This window comes from Streptomyces sp. YKOK-I1 (genome assembly GCF_054660435.1).
This window is the reverse complement of the sequence record NZ_BAAGDR010000001.1, coordinates 1,153,789-1,176,221: the sequence shown is the minus strand read 5'-3', so window position 1 is coordinate 1,176,221 and position 22,433 is coordinate 1,153,789. Positions and strand designations below refer to the sequence as shown.

1 protein-coding gene is annotated in these 22,433 nt (G+C 72.2%); it reads left to right on the top strand.

All coding sequences use genetic code 11. From position 1 onward, the window contains the following. Positions 1-299: 299 nt before the first annotated feature. Positions 300-22,397, top strand: coding sequence for an SDR family NAD(P)-dependent oxidoreductase (locus ACYQ8Q_RS05120; RefSeq protein ID WP_460062317.1), 22,098 nt, complete (start codon positions 300-302; stop codon positions 22,395-22,397). The last annotated feature ends 36 nt before the right edge of the window (positions 22,398-22,433 follow it).

Sequence of the window (22,433 nt, the reverse complement as noted above, 5' to 3'; positions counted from 1 at the left end):
CACCGGAACCACCGATCGCATCGCAACCATCGATCGTCCCGCAGGTCGCGCGGGAGTCGGATCCGGCCGGAACACGCGGCCGGAAGCAGAGCCGGATCCGTAGGGCGGAGGCAGTGGCCGTGTTGCCAGAAGACGCACAGGCACGGGAAAACGCGTCGGAATCCCTTCAGGGACCCGAGAACCATCAGGAAGAGGCCTCTCTTCGAAGGCCCGCATTCCTGCCGGAGGAGACGGCCTGTATCTCGTCGGACCCCCGTATCTCGTCGGAACCCCGCAACGCGACGGCGCTCCACAACGCCGTGGCGGTCGTGGGCGTGTCCTGCCGTTTCCCCCAGGCACCCGATCCCGCCGCCTTCTGGCGCCTCCTCACCGAGGGCGGGAGCGCCGTCACCGAAACCCCCGACAGCCGCCGGGACACGTCGGCCGCATCCGGCCCGGCCACCTCCGGAACCGTACGCCGCGGCGGCCACCTCGACCACGTCGACCGCTTCGACCCCGGCTTCTTCGGCATCTCGCCGCGCGAGGCCGCGGCCATGGACCCCCAGCAGCGCCTGGTCCTCGAACTCGGCTGGGAGGCCCTGGAAGAAGCAGCCGTCGTCCCCGCACGGCTGCGCGGCAGCCGCACCGGGGTCTTCGTCGGCGCCATCTGGGACGACTACGCCACCCTCGCCCGCCGCCTCGGCCCCGAGACCGTCGGCCGGTACACCCTCAGCGGCCTCAACCGGGGCATCATCGCCAACCGCCTCTCCTACGTCCTCGGCCTGCGCGGCCCCAGCCTGACGGTGGACGCCGGCCAGTCCTCCTCCCTGGTCGCCGTCCACCTGGCCTGCGAGAGCCTGCGGCGCGGCGAGTCCGACCTCGCCCTGGCCGGCGGTGTCAACCTCACCCTCGCCCCCGACAGCGCCCTCGCCTCCGCCGGTTTCGGAGCGCTCTCCCCGGACGGCCACTGCTACACCTTCGACGCCCGCGCCAACGGCTACGTACGCGGCGAAGGCGGCGCCCTGGTCCTCCTCAAACCCCTCGCCCGGGCCCTCGCCGACGGCGATCGCATCCACTGCGTCATCCGTGGCAGCGCCACCAACAACGACGGTGGCGGCGACGGCCTGACCGCACCCCTGCGCGAGGCGCAGGAGGACGTGCTGCGCCTCGCCTACCGCCAGGCCGCCGTGAACCCCGCCGACGTCCAGTACGTCGAACTGCACGGCACCGGCACCCGGCTCGGCGACCCCATCGAGGCCGCCGCCCTCGGCACGGTCGTCGGCGGCGCCCGCCCCGACGGCACCCCCGTGCTCGTCGGCTCGGTCAAGACCAACATCGGTCACCTGGAAGGCGCGGCCGGCGTCGCCGGGCTCGTCAAGACCGTCCTCGCCCTCCGCCACCGGCGGATCCCCGCGAGCCTCAACTTCCAGAAGCCGAACCCCGCCATCCCCCTCGACGCCCTCAACCTGCGCGTCGCCGCCGAGTCCCAGCCGTGGCCCGACCAGGACGGCCCACGCCGGGCCGGCGTCAGCTCCTTCGGGATGGGCGGCACCAACTGCCACGTCGTGCTGGAGGAATGGCCCGCCCCGGCGCCCGCCGACGCCGGGACACCGCACTCTGTGACGCCGGCAACCCACGCCGGTTCGGAAGCGGCCGAGCCAGGCGACACCCCTTCACCGCTCCCCTGGATCGTCTCCGCCCGCACCCGCAAGGCGCTGCGCGGCCAGGCCCGCCGACTGCTCACCCGCCTGGAGAACGACCCCGACGCCGACCCGGCCGACATCGCCTACTCCCTGGCCGAGACCAGGACCCGCTTCGAACACCGTGCCGTCGTCGTGGGCGGGCACCGCGACGAACTGCTCCGCGGCCTGACCGCCCTCGTGGCGGGCACCCCGTCGAACGACGTCGTCACCGGTGTCTCCCAGCCCACCCCGACGACGCCCCCGACCGCCTCCGACGCCACCGCCGCCCCAGCCGCACCCGCCCGCACCGCCTTCCTCTTCGCCGGCCAGGGCTCCCAGCGGCCGGGCATGGGACGCGAGTTGTACGACACCCATCCCGTCTTCGCCGCGGCCTTCGACGCCGTGGACGCCGAATTGCCGTTCCCGCTGCGGGAGATCGTGTTCGGCGACGAGGCGGACGTAGTGAACCGGACGGAGTACACCCAGCCCGCCCTCTTCGCCCTCGAAGTCGCCCTCTACCGCCTCGCCGAGTCCTTCGGCGTACGCCCCGACGTCGTGCTCGGCCACTCCGTCGGCGAGATCGCGGCGGCGCACGTGGCCGGCCTCTGGTCGCTGGCCGACGCCTGCCGTGTCGTCCTCGCCCGGGGACGCCTGATGCAGGCCCTCCCCGCAGGCGGCGCGATGGTCGCCGTCGAAGCGACCGAGGACGAGGTGCTTCCCCTGCTGAACGACCAGGCGGGCATCGCGGCGGTCAACGGCCCCCGCGCGGTCGTCGTGTCGGGCACGGCCGAAGCCCTCGAGCAGGTCGGCGCGCACTTCCGGGCCCGCGACCGCAAGGTGACGGCCCTGCGCGTCAGTCACGCCTTCCACTCCCCGCTCATGGAACCGATGCTGGACGAGTTCCGCGCCGTCCTCGCCGGCCTCACCTACGGGCAGCCCACCCTCCCGATCGTCTCCGATGTCACCGGCCGCCTCGCGACGGCCGAGGAGCTGGCGTCCCCCGACTACTGGACGCAGCACGTCCGGCAGCCCGTACGGTTCGCCGACGGCATCCGGACACTGGAGGAGCAGGGCGCCCGCCGCTTCCTGGAACTCGGCCCGGACGGCACCCTGACGGCCCTCGCCGAGCAGAGCCTGCAGGACGACGAGACGTTCGCCGTTCCCGCCGTTCGCAAGGACCGCCCGGAGGCGACGGCCTTCCTCGCGGCCCTCGCCGGCCTGCACACCCGTGGCCTCCCCGTCGACTGGACCCCCCTCTTCGCCGTGCGCCGGGCCCGGCCCACCGCACTGCCGACCTACGCCTTCCAGCGCCGCCGCTACTGGCTGCCCGATGCCGCCGCAGACAGGACCCCGACGTCCGTGACGTCCGTGACGTCCGTGGCGGCTCCGGAAGACGCCGAGGACATGACCGCCGCCGCAGCCCAGGACATCGACGACGTGGTCTCGCCGTTGCACGACGACCTGGCCGGCCTCTCCCCGCGGGACCGGCACGGGGCCCTGCTGGACCTGGTGCGCGTTCACGCATCGACCATCCTCGACCACGAGTCGGCGGACCAGGTCGAGCCCCGCCGCACGTTCAAGGACCTCGGCTTCGACTCCCTCACCTCCGTCGACCTGCGCAACCGGCTCAAGGCCGCGACCGGCCTGCCCCTGCCCGCCTCCCTGCTGTTCGACTTCCCGACCCCGGACGCCGTGGCCGGATACCTCGACGGGCGCCTCTCGGGCGTAGCCGCCTCCGAACCACTCCCGTCCGCACCGGCGCACGTGGCCGACGATCCGGTGGTGATCGTCGGGATGGCGTGCCGGTTCCCCGGTGGGGTGGGTTCGCCGGAGGATCTGTGGGGGCTGGTCAGCGGGGGCGGTGACGCCATCGGTGGCTTCCCGACCGACCGTGGCTGGGACCTCGACGGGTTGTACGACGCTGAGCCGGGCACTCCGGGCCGCGTCTACGTCCGCGAGGGCGGCTTCCTCCACGACGCCGCGTCCTTCGACGCCGGACTGTTCGGGATCTCGCCGCGTGAGGCGTTGGCGATGGACCCGCAGCAGCGGCTGTTGCTGGAGACGTCGTGGGAGGTCCTGGAACGGGCGGGTATCGACCCGGCGACCCTGCGCGGCAGCCGTACCGGTGTCTTCGCCGGGCTCGTGGAACAGGGCTATGGAGCCTGCCTGCGCGCCGCCGCCGAGGAGTCGGACGGCTATGTCCTCACCGGCACGACCCTCAGTGTGGCGTCGGGTCGTATCGCGTACACGTTCGGGTTTGAGGGTCCGGCGGTGACGGTGGACACGGCGTGTTCGTCGTCGTTGGTGGCGTTGCATCTGGCGGTGCAGGCGTTGCGGTCGGGTGAGTGTGATCTGGCGCTGGCCGGTGGGGTGACGGTGATGGCGGGGCCGGAGATGTTCGTGGAGTTCTCGCGGCAGCGGGGGCTGGCGGTGGACGGCCGGTGCAAGGCGTTCTCGGACGGTGCGGACGGTACGGCGTGGTCGGAGGGTGTGGGCCTGCTGCTGGTGGAGCGGCTCTCGGACGCGCGCCGCAACGGTCACCGGGTGCTGGCGGTGGTGGCCGGCTCTGCCGTCAACCAGGACGGTGCGTCGAATGGTCTGACGGCGCCGAATGGTCCGTCGCAGCAGCGGGTGATCCGGCAGGCGTTGGCCGGTGCCGGGCTCGCGCCCGCCGACGTGGACGCGGTGGAGGCGCATGGCACGGGCACTCCGTTGGGGGACCCGATCGAGGCGCAGGCGTTGCTGGCGACCTACGGTCAGGACCGCGAACACCCGCTTCTGCTGGGTTCGTTGAAGTCGAACATTGGTCACACGCAGGCGGCGGCCGGTGTGGGCGGTGTGATCAAGATGGTGATGGCGATGCGGCACGGTGTGCTGCCGCGGACCTTGCACGCCGAGGAGCCGTCCTCCCATGTCGACTGGACCGCTGGTTCGGTCGAGCTGCTGACGGAGCAGCGGGCATGGCCTGAGACGGACCGTGCGCGGAGGGCCGGTGTCTCGTCCTTCGGTATCAGTGGTACCAACGCCCACGTCATCCTCGAACAGGCTCCCGACACGGCGGTGGCTGCGCAGAGCACCGAAAGCGACGAGGTGTCGGTGCTGCCGTGGGTGCTGTCGGCGGCCGGCGGCGGTCTGCCGGCTCAGGCCGGGAATCTGGCGGCCTTCGTGGAGGCACACCCCGACCTCTCCCTCCCCGGCACCGCCCGGGCGCTCGTCACCACCAGGACCGTCCTGGAACAGCGTGCGGTGGTCCTGGCCGCCGACCGGGACGGCCTGCTACGAGGTCTGCGCGCGCTGGCGGAGGACGGCGACGCACCGGGTCTCATCCGCGGGGGGCAGACACGTGCGGGCAAGACGGCACTGCTCTTCGCGGGTCAGGGTTCCCAACGGCTCGGCATGGGCCGGGAGTTGTACGACACCTACCCCGTCTTCGCCGAGGTCTTCGACGCCGTCGATGCGGAACTTCCCTTCGGTCTGCGGGAGGTGGTGTTCGGCGAGGACGCCGAACGCCTGAACCGTACGGAGTTCACCCAGCCCGCCCTGTTCGCTCTCGAGGTGGCGCTGTTCCGGCTGCTGGAGTCCTGGGGTGTGCGGCCGGACGTGCTGGCCGGGCACTCCATCGGTGAGATCGCGGCGGCTTATGTGGCAGGGGTGTGGTCGCTGGCGGACGCGTGCCGTCTGGTGGTGGCGCGCGGCAGGCTGATGCAGGCCCTGCCGTCCGGCGGTGCCATGGTCGCGCTGCAGGCCTCCGAGGACGAGGTGCTGCCCCTGCTCGGCGCTGAGGTCGGTCTCGCAGCGGTCAACGGCCCACGGGCGGTCGTGATCGCCGGTACCGCGGAGGCGGCGGAGAAGATCGCCGCGCACTTCAGGGGCGAGGGGCGCAGGGTGACGGCCTTGCGGGTGAGCCACGCGTTCCATTCGCCGCTGATGGAACCGATGCTGGACGACTTCCGGGCGGTGGCCGAGACGCTGACCTTCGGCGAACCGCGTCTGGCCCTCGTCTCCGCGCTCACCGGTACCACCGCGGAACCCGCGCAGCTCATGACCCCCGACTACTGGGTACGGCATGTGCGCCAGGCCGTCCGCTACGGCGACGCCGTGCGCACACTCGCGGGACAGGGCGTCGCGCGGTTCGTGGAAATCGGTCCCGACGGCACGCTGACCGCGCTCGCGCAGGCGTGCCTGGACGGCGAGGGGGACGTGCCGCTGCTGCAGCCCGCCCTGCGCAAGGACCGCCCTGAGGCCGAAACGGTACTGGCCGCGGTCGCCGCCCTGTTCGCCTGTGGCGATGACGTGGACTGGCGCGCGGTCGTCGCACGGACCGGGACCCGTTCGGTCGAACTGCCCACGTACGCCTTCCAACGCAAGACCTACTGGCCCACCAAGGCCCGGGAAAGGTTCGACGGTGACCTCTCAGGACTCGGCCTCTCGGCCGCCGATCACCCCCTGCTCGGAGCGGCGCTGGCACCGGCCGACTCGGACCGGGTGGTCCTCACCGGTGTTCTCTCGCTTCGGAGCCACCCCTGGCTACGGGACCACGTCGTCTCCGGAGTGGCGCTCTTCCCCGGCACCGGCTTCCTGGAACTGGTCCTCCGCGGCGCCGAGCAGGTGGGCTGCGACCGGGTGGAGGAACTGACGATCTCCGTCCCGCTGGCACTCCCCGAGCACGGTGGTGCGCGGGTCCAGGTGCTGGTCGACGGCCCGGACGACTCGGGCCGTCGGGGAGTCGGCGTCTTCTCGCGGGCGGACGGCGCGGCTGAGGACGAGGCGTGGACCCTCCACGCCACAGGCGTGGTGAGCGACCGGACCGAGACTCCGTACCCGGACCGCTCCCTCGACGCCGGTTTCACGGTGTGGCCGCCGCGGGACGCGGTGGCGGAGCCGGTCGGGGGCGCGTACGAGGCGCTTGCCGGGCTGGGGCTGTCGTACGGCCCGGCGTTCCGAGGCCTGCGCGCGATGTGGCGGCGCGGCGACGAGGTGTTCGCCGAAGTCGCCCTCCCCGAGGCACCGGGGGCACCCGCGGACCGGTTCGGGATGCATCCTGCACTCCTGGACGCCGTGCTGCACGCCGTCCTGCTCGGAACCTTCGGCGCCGAGAGCTCGCTGAGACTGCCGTTCTCTTGGAGCGGCGTGTCGCTGTGGGCGGCGGGTGCGCGTGAGCTGAGGGTGCGCGTGGCCCCTGCGGGCCCGGACGCCGTGACGCTCGACCTCGCGGACACGGCCGGCACCGCGGTGGCCTCGGTGGACTCACTGGTCCTGCGGGAGGTGGCCGGGGGAATCGCCTCGGTCGACGGTGGACGGGACGGCCTGTTCCAACTCGACTGGGTACGGATCCCGGCGGCCACCGGACCCGCCCCGCAGGTGAGGACCGGGCTGCCCGAACCGGGTGAGGCCGTGGCCGGCGACGTGCTGGTGCGGTTCGATCGTCCTGCCGGCGATCAGCCGGCAGCCGCCCACTCCGTCGCCCGCACCGCGCTCGAAACGGTGCGCGTCTGGCTGGCGGAGGAGCGGTTCGAGGGTGCGCGTCTGGTGGTCGTGACCGAGGGTGCGGTCGCGTGGGACGGTGGGGTTGCGGATCCGGCGCTGTCGGCGGTGTGGGGTCTGGTGCGGGCGGCGCGGGCGGAGAATCCGGGGCGGTTCGTGCTGGTCGACGTGGACGGCACGGAGGAGTCGTGGGCCGTCGTGGCGGCGGCGTTGACGTCCGGCGAGCCGGAAGTGGCGGTGCGTGGTGGCACGGTGTTCGTGCCGAGGTTGGTGCGTGCGGTGTCCGGTGGGGTGCTGGCGGTTCCGGCGGGGGAGTCCGGGTGGCGGCTGGACATCGTGGAGAAGGGCACGCTGGAGGGGCTGGCCCTGCGCGGTGTTTCTTCCGAGGAGTTGGCGGATCAGCAGGTGCGTATCGCCGTGCGTGCGGCGGGTGTCAACTTCCGGGACGTCCTCAACGCGCTCGGTATGTATCCCGGTGATGCGAAGGACTTCGGTCTGGAGGGTTCGGGTGTGGTGACCGAGGTCGGTCCTGGGGTGTCGGGGCTGGCGGTGGGTGACCGGGTGTTCGGGATGTTCTCGGGTGCGTTCGGGCCGGTGGCGGTGGCGGATGCGCGGACGGTGGCGCGGGTGCCGGAGGGCTGGTCGTTCGCCGAGGCGGCGTCGGTGCCGGTGGTGTTCCTGACGGCGTATTACGCGCTGGCCGATCTGGGGTCTGTGCGGCCGGGGGAGTCGGTGCTGGTGCACGCGGCTGCGGGCGGTGTGGGGATGGCTGCTGTGCAGTTGGCGCGGCATCTGGGTGCGGAGGTGTTCGGTACGGCGAGTGCCGGCAAGTGGGATGCCCTGCGGGGGCTGGGTCTGGACGAGGGGCATATCGCTTCGTCGCGGGACACCGAGTTCGAGTCGGCTTTCCTGGCGGCTACTGGTGGTCGCGGTGTGGATGTCGTACTGGACTCGCTGGCGGGTGAGTTCGTGGACGCGTCACTGAGGCTGCTGCCGCGGGGCGGCCGGTTCCTGGAGATGGGCAAGACCGATGTCCGTGATCCGCAGACGGTGGCCGCTGAGCACGCCGGTGTGATGTACCGGGCGTTCGACTTGATGGACGTGGAGCCGGAGCGGATCGGCCGGATGCTGGCCGAGCTGGTGGCTCTGTTTGAGTCGGGGGTGCTCAAGCCGCTTCCGTTGACGTGCTGGGATGTGCGCAGGGCTCCGGAGGCGTTCCGTTATCTGTCGCAGGCCCGCCATGTGGGCAAGGTCGTGCTGACCGTCCCGGTGCCGCTGGATCCGGACAGGACCGTCCTGGTGACCGGTGGCACGGGTGGTCTCGGCGCGCTGGTGGCCCGCCACCTGGTGACCGAGCACGGCGTACGGCATCTGCTGCTGGCCAGCCGGCGTGGCCCTGATGCGCCAGGAGCCGGTGAACTCCTCGCGGAGCTCACCGCGTTGGGCGCCGAAGTGGATGTCGTGGCGGTGGATGTGGCCGATCGTGACCAGCTGGCCGCCGCGCTGGACGGGCATGAGCTGACCGCCGTGGTGCACACGGCAGGCATCGTCGATGACGGTGTGGTGTCCTCCCTGACCGAGGAGCGACTCGCCGCGGTGATGCGGCCGAAGGCGGACGCGGTGACGCATCTGCACGAGCTGACCCGGGACGCCGACCTGTCCGCGTTCGTCGTCTTCTCTTCGGTCATGGGCACCTTCGGAGGTGCGGGACAGGCCAACTACTCGGCCGCCAACGCCTTCCTCGACGCCTTCGCCTCCTTCCGTCGGAAGGAGGGGCTGCCCGTGGTCTCCCTGGGCTGGGGTCCGTGGGCCCCGGGGGCCGGCATGACGGCCGAGTTGAGCGAGGCGGATCTGCGGCGCATGGCACGCGAGGGCATGCGGCCGCTGGCTCCTGAGCGAGGCCTCAGTTTGCTGGACGCGGCACTCGAGCAGGGCCCAGGGCTGGAGCGGGCGGCGGTACTGCCCATCGACCTCGATCTCGCGGGGCTGCGTCGGCGACCGGCGGAGGAAGTGCCCGCCGTGCTGCGTGCCCTGGTCCGGGTCCGTGCCCGTCGCAAGGCCGAGGCCGGAACGGGAAGCGGAACGCGGCACCAGGACCTCAAGGCACAGCTGGCGGCGATTCCGTCGGCAGACCGGGACCGGCTCGTCTCCGACCTGGTCCAGGGTGCTGCGGCCGCCGTGCTCGGCCACGCCTCCACCGCCGACATCGAGGTGGACCACACCTTCAAGGAACTGGGTTTCGATTCCCTGACCTCGGTGGAGCTCCGCAACCGCGTGAATGCCGCGACCGGCATGAGGCTCCCCGCCACCCTGATCTTCGACTACCCCACCCCTGCTGCCTTGATCCGGTACATCGGAACGGAGCTGGTGGGAGGAGACGAGCAAGCAGCCACTGCCGCGCTGCCCGCGCTGACGAGTGTGGGTGACGATCCGGTGGTGATCGTCGGGATGGCGTGCCGGTTCCCTGGTGGGGTGGGTTCGCCGGAGGATCTGTGGGGGCTGGTCAGCGGGGGTGGTGACGCGATCGGTGGTTTCCCGTCCGACCGTGGCTGGGACCTGGATGGTCTCTATGATCCGGAGCCGGGGACGCCTGGTCGTACCTATGTCCGTGAGGGCGGGTTCCTGTACGACGCGGCTCTGTTCGATTCCTCGTTGTTCGGGATCTCGCCGCGTGAGGCGTTGGCGATGGATCCGCAGCAGCGGTTGCTGCTGGAGACGTCGTGGGAGGTCCTGGAACGGGCGGGCATCGACCCGGCGACCCTGCGCGGCAGCCGCACCGGCGTCTTCGCCGGCGCCATGGCCCAGGACTACAGCTCGTCGCTGCGCGGCACTTCCGAAGGCGCCGACGGCTACCTGCTGACCGGGAACACCGGCAGTGTGGCGTCGGGTCGTATCGCGTACACGTTCGGTTTTGAGGGTCCTGCGGTGACGGTGGACACGGCGTGTTCGTCGTCGTTGGTGGCGTTGCATCTGGCGGTGCAGGCGTTGCGGTCGGGTGAGTGTGATCTGGCGCTGGCCGGTGGGGTGACGGTGATGTCCACGCCGGACACCTTCGTGGAGTTCTCGCGGCAGCGGGGGCTGGCGGTGGACGGCCGGTGCAAGGCGTTCTCGGACGGTGCGGACGGCACGGCGTGGTCGGAGGGTGTGGGCCTGCTGCTGGTGGAGCGGCTCTCGGACGCGCGCCGCAACGGTCACCGGGTGCTGGCGGTGGTGGCCGGCTCTGCCGTCAACCAGGACGGTGCGTCGAATGGTCTGACGGCGCCGAACGGTCCGTCGCAGCAGCGGGTGATCCGCCAGGCACTGGCCGGTGCCGGGCTCAGGCCCGCCGACGTGGACGCGGTCGAGGCGCACGGTACGGGCACTCCGTTGGGGGACCCGATCGAGGCGCAGGCGTTGCTGGCGACCTACGGTCAGGACCGCGAACACCCGCTTCTGCTGGGTTCGTTGAAGTCGAACATCGGTCACACGCAGGCGGCCGCCGGTGTCGGTGGTGTGATCAAGATGGTGATGGCGATGCGGCACGGTGTGCTGCCGCGGACCTTGCACGCCGAGGAGCCGTCCTCCCATGTCGACTGGACCGCTGGTTCGGTCGAGCTGCTGACGGAGGAGCGGGCATGGCCTGAGACGGACCGTGCGCGGAGGGCCGGTGTCTCGTCCTTCGGTATCAGTGGTACCAACGCCCACGTCATCCTCGAACAGGCTCCCGACACGGCGGCCAGCCCGGAGGAAGCCGGAGAGGGCACGGCGTCGGTGCTGCCGTGGGTGCTGTCGGCGGCCGGCGGTGGCCTGCCGGACCAGGCCGGGAATCTGGCGGGCTTCCTGGAGGCACACCCCGACCTCTCCCTCCCCGGCACCGCCCGGGCGCTCGTCACCACCAGGACCGTCCTGGAGCACCGGGCGGTGGTCCTGGCCGCCGACCGCGACGAGCTGCTCCAAGCGCTCCGCGCGCTCGCCGAGGGTCGTACGGAGCCCAACGTCATACGGAACTCCGCGCAGACCAACGGCCGTACGGCCTTCCTGTTCGCCGGGCAGGGCTCGCAACGGCTGGGTATGGGGCGGGAGTTGTACGACTCCTACCCTGTCTTCGCCGAGGCTTTCGACGCCGTGGATGCGGAACTGCCTTTCAGCCTGCGGGAGGTGGTGTTCGGCGAGGACGCCGAACGCCTGAACCGTACGGAGTTCACCCAGCCCGCCCTGTTCGCTCTCGAGGTGGCGCTGTTCCGGCTGCTGGAGTCCTGGGGTGTGCGGCCGGACGTGCTGGCTGGGCACTCCATCGGTGAGATCGCGGCCGCGCACGTCGCGGGGCTGTGGTCCCTGGCCGACGCGTGCCGTCTGGTGGTTGCGCGCGGCCGGCTGATGCAGGCCCTGCCGTCCGGCGGTGCGATGGTCGCGCTGCAGGCCACGGAGGACGAGGTGCTGCCGCTGCTCGGTGACGAGGTGGGTATCGCGGCGGTCAACGGGCCGCAGTCGGTGGTGGTTTCGGGTGCGGCGGAGGCGGTGGAGGGGATCGCGGAGGGTTTCCGTGGCCGGGGCCGCAAGGTGACGGCGTTGCGGGTGAGTCATGCGTTCCACTCGCCGTTGATGGAGCCGGTGCTTGAGGATTTCCGGGTGGTGGCCGAGGGTCTGTCGTACGGGCGGCCGCGGGTCCCGATCGTCTCGACCGTGACCGGGGAGGTGGCCACGGTCGAGGAGCTGGCTTCGCCGGAGTACTGGGTGGAGCATGTTCGTTGGCCGGTGCGGTTCGCCGGTGCGGTGCGGCGGTTGGACGAGCAGGGTGTGTCGCGGTTCGTGGAGCTGGGTGCGGACGGAACGCTGACCGCGCTGGCTCAGGGCGTTCTCGACAGTGAGGACCGGGGCCTTCTGCTGACCCCGGCCCTGCGCAAGGACCGCGCCGAGGCCCACTCACTCCTCTCGACGGCAGGGGAACTGTTCGCACGGGGCACCGCGCTCGACTGGAGCGCCGTCTTCACCGGTACGGCTGCTGCTGCGACGCCCGTCGACCTGCCGACGTACGTGTTCCAGCGGCGCCGCTTCTGGCCCGCTGCCTCGGCCCAGCACACCCGGGATCTGGGTGCGGTGGGGTTGGGTGCGGCGGGGCATCCGTTGTTGGGTGCGGCGGTGGAGTTGGCGGGTGGTGATGGTCTGCTGCTGACGGGGCGTTTGTCGTGCAGCGTTCAGGAGTGGTTGCGGGATCATGTGGTGGCGGGTGTGGTGGTGTTTCCGGGGACGGGTTTCCTGGAGTTGGGGTTGCGGGCGGGTGAGCTGGCGGGTTGTGACCGGGTGGAGGATCTGACGGTCGCGGTGCCGTTGGTGGTGCCGGAGCGGGGTGGGGTCCGGGTCCAGGTGCGGGTGGGTGCGGCGGATGATGCCGGCCGCCGCACGCTGGAGATCCACTCCCGTCTCGAAGAGCTGCCGGACGATCTGCCCTGGACCTTGCACGCGACGGGTGTACTGGCCGCCCTTGCGGAGGCCCCGTCCGCCGCTTCCCCCGGTTTCGCTGTGTGGCCGCCGCGGGACGCGGTGCCGGAGCCGGTGGAGGGGGTGTACGAGCGTTTCGCCGGGTTGGGGTTGTCGTACGGTCCGGTGTTCCAGGGCTTGCGCGGTGTGTGGCGGCGCGGCGACGAGATCTTCGCGGACGTCGCTCTGCCGGAGGGACATGAGGAAGGGGCGGAGCGGTTCGGGGCGCATCCGGCGTTGGTGGATGCGGCGTTGCACGCGGTGATGTTCACGTCGGTGTTCGGTGAGGGGCGGGCGCGGTTGCCGTTCTCGTGGTCCGGGGTGTCGTTGTGGGCGTCGGGTGCGCGTGCGGTGCGTGTGCGGATGGTGGTGCTGGGGTCGGACGCGGTGGCGTTGGAACTTGCCGATCCGGCTGGTGGGTTGGTGGCGTCGGTGGAGTCGCTCGTGCTTCGGGAGGCGTCCGGCGAGCTGGCGAACGCGGACACCCGTCACGTCGACAGCCTCTTCCAGACCGACTGGGCCCCCGTTCCGCTTGACCCGTCCGTCGCTGGCCCGACGTATGCCCGCGCCCTCCCCGTCGGTCTCCCCGACGCTGCTGTGGAGCCCGGGACGGACGTCCTGGTGCGGGTGCGGCGGCCGGTCGGCGGCGCGGTCGAGGCCGCGCACGAGGTCACGGCTCAGGTACTTGCCCAGGTCCAGGCCTGGCTGGCGGAGGAGCGATTCGAGGGCGCACGTCTGGTGCTCGTCACCGAAGGGGCCGTCACGATCGACGCGTCGTCCGCCGATCCGGCCCTGGCGGCGGTGTGGGGCCTGGTCCGCGCGGCACGCGCCGAGGCACCGGACAGGTTCGCACTGCTGGATGTGGAGGGCACCGACGCGTCCTGGACCCTGGTGTCCGCCGCGCTCGCCTCCGGCGAGCCGGAGCTGGCGCTGCGCGGTGGCACGGCCTACGCGCCCCGGCTCGTCCGCGCCGCGTCCGGTGGGGCTCTGACCGTCCCCGCAGGGCAGCCGGAATGGCGGCTGGACATCGCGGAGAAGGGCACGCTGGAGGGGCTGGCCCTGCGTGGTGTTGCGTCTGTGGAGTTGGCGGATCAGCAGGTGCGTATCGCCGTGCGTGCGGCGGGTGTCAACTTCCGGGACGTCCTCAACACGCTCGGTATGTATCCCGGTGATGCGAAGGACTTCGGTCTGGAGGGTGCGGGTGTGGTGACCGAGGTCGGTCCTGGCGTGTCGGGGCTGGCGGTCGGTGACCGGGTCATGGGTCTGTTCTCCGGCTCGTTCGGGCCGGTGGCGGTGGCGGACGCGCGCAAGGTGGCGCGGGTGCCGGAGGGTTGGTCGTTCGCTGAGGCGGCGTCGGTGCCGGTGGTGTTCCTGACGGCGTATTACGCGCTGGCCGATCTGGGGGCTGTGCGGCCGGGGGAGTCGGTGCTGGTGCACGCGGCTGCGGGCGGTGTGGGGATGGCTGCTGTGCAGTTGGCGCGGCATCTGGGTGCGGAGGTGTTCGGTACGGCGAGTGCGGGCAAGTGGGATGCCCTGCGGGGGCTGGGTCTGGACGAGGGGCATATCGCTTCGTCGCGGGACACCGAGTTCGAGTCGGCTTTCCTGGCGGCTACTGGTGGTCGCGGTGTGGATGTCGTGCTGGACTCGCTGGCGGGTGAGTTCGTGGACGCGTCACTGAGGCTGCTGCCGCGCGGTGGCCGGTTCCTGGAGATGGGCAAGACCGATGTCCGTGATCCGCAGACGGTGGCCGCTGAGCACGCCGGTGTGATGTATCGGGCGTTCGACTTGATGGACGTGGAGCCGGAGCGGATCGGCCGGATGCTGGCGGAGCTGGTGGCTCTGTTCGAGTCGGGGGTGCTCAAGCCGCTTCCGGTGACGTGCTGGGATGTGCGCAGGGCTCCGGAGGCGTTCCGTTATCTGTCGCAGGCCCGCCATGTGGGCAAGGTCGTGCTGACCGTCCCGGCATCCCTGGATCCGGACAGGACCGTCCTGGTGACCGGTGGCACGGGTGGTCTGGGCGCACTGGTGGCCCGCCACCTGGTGACCGAGCACGGTGTGCGGCATCTGCTGCTGGCCGGCCGCCGTGGACTCGACGCCCCTGGCGCTCGCGAACTCGTCGCGGAACTGGGCGGCTTGGGTGCCTCGGTCGAGGTGGCGGCCCTGGACGTGGCCGACCGAGACCAGCTGGCCGCCGTGCTGGAGGGGCATGCGCTGACCGCCGTGGTGCATGCGGCGGGCGTTCTGGATGACGGTGTGGTCTCCGCCCTGACTCCTGAGCGGTTCGCGACGGTGATGCGGCCGAAGGCGGACGCGGTGACGCATCTGCACGAGCTGACCCGGGACGCCGACCTCTCCGCGTTCGTGGTCTTCTCCTCGGTCGCGGGGACGTTCGGCGGCGCGGGTCAGGCCAACTACGCGGCCGCCAACGCCTTCCTGGACGCCTTCGCCGCCCGCCGCCGCTCCGCCGGCCTGCCCGCCACCGCGCTCGCGTGGGGCCCCTGGGTGCCCGGTGCGGGCATGACCGCCGAACTGACCGAGGCGGACCAACGGCGTCTGACGCGGAACGGGATGCTCCCGCTCACGCCCGCCCAGGGCCTCGGACTGCTGGACACCGTGATGGACCTGGGCATGGGTCTGGAACGGCCCTGCGTGCTGCCGGTCCACATGGACATCGCGGCGCTCCGCCGACGGGCACCGGAGGACGTGGCCCCGCTGCTGCGGGCCCTGGTGCGCGGCCATGGCCGCCGCAAGGCCGGGATCGGGACGGCGGGCGAGGCCACGACCCTGCGACAGCAGTTGCTCGCGCTCCCGGCCGGCGAGCGTGGGCGCTTCCTCCGGGGCTTCGTCTCGACGCAGGCCGCCTCGGTGCTCGGGCACGGGTCGACGCAACAGGTCGACGCCGACCATACGTTCAAGGACCTCGGTTTCGACTCGCTCACCTCGGTCGAGCTGCGCAACCGGCTGAACGCGGCGACCGGCACAAGGTTCCCCGCCACTCTGGTCTTCGACTACCCGACCCCGGCTGACGTGGCACGGCACCTCCTGTCCGAGTTGTCGGACGAACGGGAAACCGTCGACATGGCGCCGGCGCTGCCCGCGCTGACGAGTGTGGGTGACGATCCGGTGGTGATCGTCGGGATGGCGTGCCGGTTCCCTGGTGGGGTGGGTTCGCCGGAGGATCTGTGGGGGCTGGTCAGCGGGGGTGGTGACGCGATCGGTGGTTTCCCGTCCGACCGTGGCTGGGATCTGGATGGTCTCTATGATCCGGAGCCGGGGACGCCTGGTCGTACCTATGTCCGTGAGGGCGGGTTCCTGTACGACGCGGCTCTGTTCGATTCCTCGTTGTTCGGGATCTCGCCGCGTGAGGCGTTGGCGATGGATCCGCAGCAGCGGTTGCTGCTGGAGACGTCGTGGGAGGTCCTGGAGCGGGCGGGCATCGACCCGGCGACCCTGCGCGGCAGCCGTACCGGTGTCTTCGCCGGAGCCATGGCCCAGGACTACGGTTCCTTCCTCCGGTTGGGCGAGCTCGACGCGGGCGGTTACCTCATGACCGGGAACACCGGCAGTGTGGCGTCGGGTCGTATCGCGTACACGTTCGGGTTTGAGGGTCCGGCGGTGACGGTGGACACGGCGTGTTCGTCGTCGTTGGTGGCCTTGCATCTGGCGGTGCAGGCGTTGCGGTCGGGTGAGTGTGATCTGGCGCTGGCCGGTGGTGTCACGGTGATGTCCACGCCGGACACCTTCGTGGAGTTCTCGCGGCAGCGGGGGCTCGCGGTGGACGGCCGGTGCAAGGCGTTCTCGGACGGTGCGGACGGTACGGCGTGGTCGGAGGGTGTGGGCCTGCTGCTGGTGGAACGGCTCTCCGACGCACGCCGCAACGGCCACGATGTCCTCGCGGTGGTCGCGGGCTCCGCCGTCAACCAGGACGGCGCCTCCAACGGACTGACCGCGCCGAACGGTCCCTCGCAGCAGCGGGTGATCCGGCAGGCGTTGGCCGGTGCCGGGCTCAGGCCCGCCGACGTGGACGCGGTGGAGGCGCATGGCACGGGCACCCCGTTGGGTGACCCGATCGAGGCGCAGGCGCTGCTGGCGACCTACGGCCAGGACCGCGAACACCCCCTGCTCCTCGGTTCGTTGAAGTCGAACATCGGTCACACGCAGGCGGCCGCCGGTGTGGGCGGTGTGATCAAGATGGTGATGGCGATGCGGCACGGTGTGCTGCCGCGGACCCTGCACGCCGAGGAGCCGTCCTCCCATGTCGACTGGACGGCCGGCGACATCGAGCTGCTCGCCGAAGAGCGTGCATGGCCCGAGACGGGCCGTGCACGGCGCGCGGGCGTGTCCTCCTTCGGTATCAGCGGTACCAACGCCCACGTCATCCTCGAACAGGCTCCCGACACGGCGGTGGCTGCGCAGAGCACCGAAAACGACGAGACGTCGGTGCTGCCGTGGGTGCTGTCGGCGGCCGGCGGTGGTCTGCCGGCTCAGGCCGGGAATCTGGCGGCCTTCGTGGGGGCACACCCCGACCTCTCCCTCCCCGGCACCGCCCGGGCGCTCGTCACCACCAGGACCGCCCTGGAACACCGGGCGGTGGTCCTGGCCGCCGACCGCGACGAGCTGCTCCAAGCACTTCGCGCGCTCGCCGAGGGGCGTACGGAGCCCAACGTCATACGGAACTCCGCGCAGACCAACGGCCGCACGGCCTTCCTGTTCGCCGGGCAGGGCTCGCAACGGCTCGGCATGGGGCGGGAGTTGTACGACACCTACCCCGTCTTCGCCGACGCCTTCGACGCCGTGGACGCCGAGTTGCCGTTCCGGCTGCGGGAGGTGGTGTTCGGCGACGAGGCGGACGTACTGAACCGGACGGAGTACGCGCAGCCCGCGCTGTTCGCGCTGGAAGTGGCGCTGTTCCGGCTGTTGGAGTCGTGGGGTGTGCGGCCGGACGTGGTGCTCGGTCATTCGATCGGTGAGTTGGCGGCCGCGCATGTGGCGGGGGTGTGGTCCCTGGCCGACGCGTGCCGTCTGGTGGTGGCGCGGGGGCGGCTGATGCAGGCGCTTCCGGCCGGTGGGGCGATGGTGTCGCTCGAGGCATCGGAGGACGAGGTCCTGCCGCTGCTGGCGGGCCGGGAGAGCGAGGCAGGCATCGCCGCCGTCAACGGACCGGAGGCGACCGTGGTGGCGGGCACCGAGGCAGCCGTCGAGGCGATCGCCGCGCACTTCCGGGGCCTCGACCGCAAGGCCACCCGGCTGCGGGTCAGCCACGCGTTCCACTCGCCGTTGATGGAACCCATGCTCGCCGAGTTCCGTACGGTCGCGGAAGGCCTGGCGTACGCACGTCCGCAGCTGACCGTCGTCTCGGCGCTCACCGGCGACCTCGCCGACGCCGACGACCTGATGACGCCCGACTACTGGGTGCGGCATGTCCGCCACGCCGTACGCTTCGCCGCCGCCGTGGGCCGGGTGAGCACCGAAGGAGCGTCCTGCTGGCTCGAGTTGGGACCGGACGGCACGCTCACCGCGCTGGCGCGCGAAGTGGTGCACGCCGACCCCGCGGAGGAGATCCTCCTCGTACCCGCGTTGCGCAAGGACCGCGACGAACGCGCCGCACTGCTGACCGCCCTGGCCGAGCTGTACGTCCGTGGTGCCGAACCGCGCTGGCCTGCCGTGTTCGAGGGCGGCGACGCCTTCCGGGCCGAGCTGCCGACGTACGCCTTCCAGCGGCAGCGCTTCTGGCCGGACGCCCCGGGCGCCACGGCCGGTGACGCGACCGGTCTCGGACTGACCTTCGCCGGGCACCCGCTGCTCGGCGCCGAGGTCGCGCTGGCGGAAGGCGGTGGAGCCCTGCTCACCGGCAGGCTCTCCCTCACGACCCATCCCTGGCTGCGGGACCACGCGGTGGGGGGCACGGTCCTCTTCCCGGGCACCGGCTTCCTGGAACTGGCTTTCCAGGCCGGTCTCCGCGTGGGCTGCGTACGTCTGGCGGACCTGACGCTCGAAACGCCGCTCGTGCTCACCGAGCACGGCGCCGTACGGATCCAGGTCGCCGTGGGCGGTCCGGACGCGTCGGGACGGCGGACCGTGTCCGTCCACTCCCGTGCCGACTCCGCCGAGGCCACAGCCGGGGGATGGGTACGTCACGCCGGTGGCGTCCTCGACGCCGACGTCACCGACGAGACGGACGGCGCCGGCCCCTTCGAGGACTGGCCGCCCACAGCCGCGACCCCCGTCCCGCTGCACGGCTTCTACGACCGTCTCGCGGACGAGGGGTATGCCTACGGCCCGGTGTTCCAGGGCCTGCGTGCCGTCTGGCGGCAGGGTGAGGACGTCTACGCCGAGGTCGGGCTGCCCGCCGGCCGGCAGCAGGACGAGGCAGGGCGCCACGGTCTGCACCCGGCCCTGCTGGACGCCGCGCTGCACGCCTGGCTCGCCGCGGGACGGGCGCCGACGGACGCCTCCGGCGAGGCACCCGCCGACGGCGGAGTGCGGCTGCCGTTCGCATGGAGCGGCGCCTCGCTGACCGCGGTCGGCGCGTCCGCCGTGCGGGTGCGGCTGGCGCCGGTGGACGAGGACACGATCACGCTCGCCGTCGCCGACGCCGAGGGCCGGAGCGTGGCCCGCGTCGACGCCCTCACCCTCCGTGAGCTGAGCGGGGAGGCCCTGGCCCCCGCCGCCGGCCCGTCGGCGCGGCAGGACACACTCTTCCGGGTGGACTGGAGCGCGCTGCCCGCGCCGTCCGGTCCCCTCCCCGACCAGGACGGACGGTGGGCCGTCGTCGGACCGGAGATCGCCGGGCTCCCGGACGCGCCGGCCGGTCACTACGCCGACGTCACGGCCCTGGCCGAGGCGGTCGCCGCGGGAACACCGACGCCGGGCGCGGTACTCGTCGCCTGCGACCCGTCCGCGACCGGGACACCGGCGCTGCCGGCTTCGACGGTGGATGTCACCAAGGCGGTGCTGCACGACGTCCTCGCCCTGGTGCAGAACTGGCTGGCGGACGACCGCCTCGGCGCCGCCAGACTGGTGCTGGTGACGCGGGGCGCGGTCCCCGCCGACGGCGACCGGGCGCTCACCGACCCGGTGGCCGCCTCCGTCTGGGGTCTCGTCCGCTCCGCGCAGTCGGAGCACCCCGGACGCCTGGTCCTGCTCGACCTCGCCCCTGACACACCCGTCGCCCCCGATCACGTTGCCGCTGCCGCCCGGCAGGAGAGCAGCGATGCCGGCTCCACCGACCGGCCGGCTGACCCCGCCCCCGCACTCGCCTCCGGCGAACCCCAACTCGCCCTGCGCGCAGGGGTCGTACTCGTGCCCCGGCTGGCCCCGGCGGACACCGGCGGCGCGCTGCTTCCGCCGTCCGGTGAGTCCGTGTGGCGGTTGGACGTCACCACGCCCGGCACCCTCGACAGCCTGGCCCTCGTCGGCTGCCCCGAGGTCACCGGACCGCTCGCCCCCCGCGAGGTGCGGGTGGCGATGCGGGCCACCGGCGTCAACTTCCGTGACGTCCTGGTCTGCCTGGGAATGCTCGACCGCGAGGTGCCCGGCCGCGAGGGCGCGGGCGTGGTCCTGGAGACCGGCCCGGGTGTCACCGGGCTCGCCCCCGGTGACCGGGTGCTCGGCCTCTTCTCCGGGGCGTACGGCCCGGTCGCGGTGACCGATCACCGTCTGCTCACCCGGCAGCCGGACGACTGGTCCTTCACCGAGGCCGCCGCGGCGCCCATCGTCTTCCTCAGCGCCTACCACGGCCTGGTGGACCTGGCGGATCTGCGTCCCGGCGAAGCCGTCCTCGTCCACGCGGGCACCGGCGGCGTCGGCATGGCCGCCGTCCAGCTCGCCCGGCACCTGGGTGCCGAGGTCTTCGCCACCGCCGCCCCCGCCAAGTGGGACACGCTGCGGGCCATGGGCCTGGACGACGACCACATCGCCTCCTCGCGCGACACGGACTTCGAGGAGAAGTTCCTGCGGGTCACCGAAGGCCGCGGTATGGACGTCGTCCTCAACTCCCTGGCCAGGGAACTGATCGACGCGTCGTTCCGGCTGCTGCCGCGCGGCGGCCGCTTCGTCGAGATGGGCAAGACCGACCTGCGGGACGCCCCGACCGTCGCCGCCGAGCATCCGGGCGTGGTCTACCGGGCGTTCGACCTGCGGGACGTCGACCCCGACCACACCGCCGCCATGCTGACGGCCGTACTCGCGCTGTTCGAACAGCGGGCACTGCGTCCCCTCCCGGTCACCACGTGGGACGTACGGCGGGCCCCGGAGGCGTTCCGGTACCTCAGCCAGGCACGGCACACCGGCAAGATCGTCCTCACCGTCCCCGAGCTGCCCGTCGACCTGGCCCACACCGTGCAGGACGCGCACCCCGTACACACCGCGGAGCACACCCGCGACGGACGCGCCCCGCACCGCCCCCACGGCACCGTCCTGGTCACCGGCGGCACCGGCACCCTCGGTGGACTGTTCGCCCGGCACCTGGTGACCCGGCACGGGGTCCGCCATCTGCTGCTCACCAGCCGCAGCGGCCCCGACGCCCCCGGCGCCGCCGGACTCGCCGCGGAACTGACCGGGCTGGGCGCCACCGTCACCGTCGCCGCCTGCGACATGGCCGACCGCGACGCCCTGGCCGGACTGCTCGCCGAGATCCCCGCCGAGCGTCCGCTGACCGCCGTCGTCCACGCGGCCGGCATCCTCGACGACGGCATCCTGGACGCCCTGACATCCGAACGCGTCGACCGCGTCCTGCGCCCGAAGGCACAGGCCGCATGGAACCTGCACGAGCTGACCTACGACCTGCCCCTGTCGGCGTTCGTCCTCTTCTCCTCCGTGGCCGCCACCTTCGGCAGCCAGGGACAGGCCAACTACGCCGCCGCCAACGCCTTCCTCGACGCCCTGGCCCAGCACCGCAGGGCACGGGGACTGCCCGCGCTCTCCCTGGCCTGGGGCCTGTGGGACACCGACGACGGCATGGCGGGCACCCTCGGTGCCGCCGACCTGCGGCGCATCGGCCGGATGGGTCTCGCCCCGCTCCCGGCGGACGAGGGCCTGGCCCTGTTCGACGCGGCCCTCGCCGCCGACCAGGCCCTGCTGCTGCCCACCCGACTCGACCCGGCCGGGCCGGAACGCCGCGGCACCGAACCGCCCGCGCTGCTCAAGGCGCTGGCCCGGACCCCGGTCCGGCGGGCGGCGGCCGACACCACCGGCACCCCGGCCGACGGCCAGGACGACGGGCACGGTACGCCGGTGTCGTTCACGGAGCGGCTGCGGCCGCTGCCCGCCGAGGAACGGGAACGGGCCGCCCTCGACCTCGTCCGCACCCACACCGCGGCGGTCCTCGGGCACTCCGACCCCGAAGCCGTCGACGCCGACCGGCCGTTCAAGTCGCTGGGCTTCGACTCGCTCACCGCGGTCGAGATGCGCAACCGGCTCGGCACGGCCACCGGACTCACCCTGCGGGCCACGCTGGTGTTCAGCTACCCGACCCCCGCGGTCCTCGCCCGCCATCTGCTGGACCGGTGCGCCCCCCAGGACGAACGACCGGCCGACGTCCTGCTCGCCGAACTCGACAGGCTCGAGTCCGTCATGGCCGGCACGCACCCCGCGGCCGACGGCACGGACGACGCCGAGCTGAATGACAAGGTGACCGCCCGCCTGCGGGAACTGCTGACCCGGTGGACGAGCAGCACGGGCGACACGGGTGGCACGGGTGGCACGGGTGGCACCACGACGGCCGTCACCGGACTCGAATCCGCGACGGACGACGAGATGTTCGACCTCATCAACAAAGAGCTGGGCATTTCCTGACCCCGACCGACCCCGGACCGCTCAGGACCCGACGTC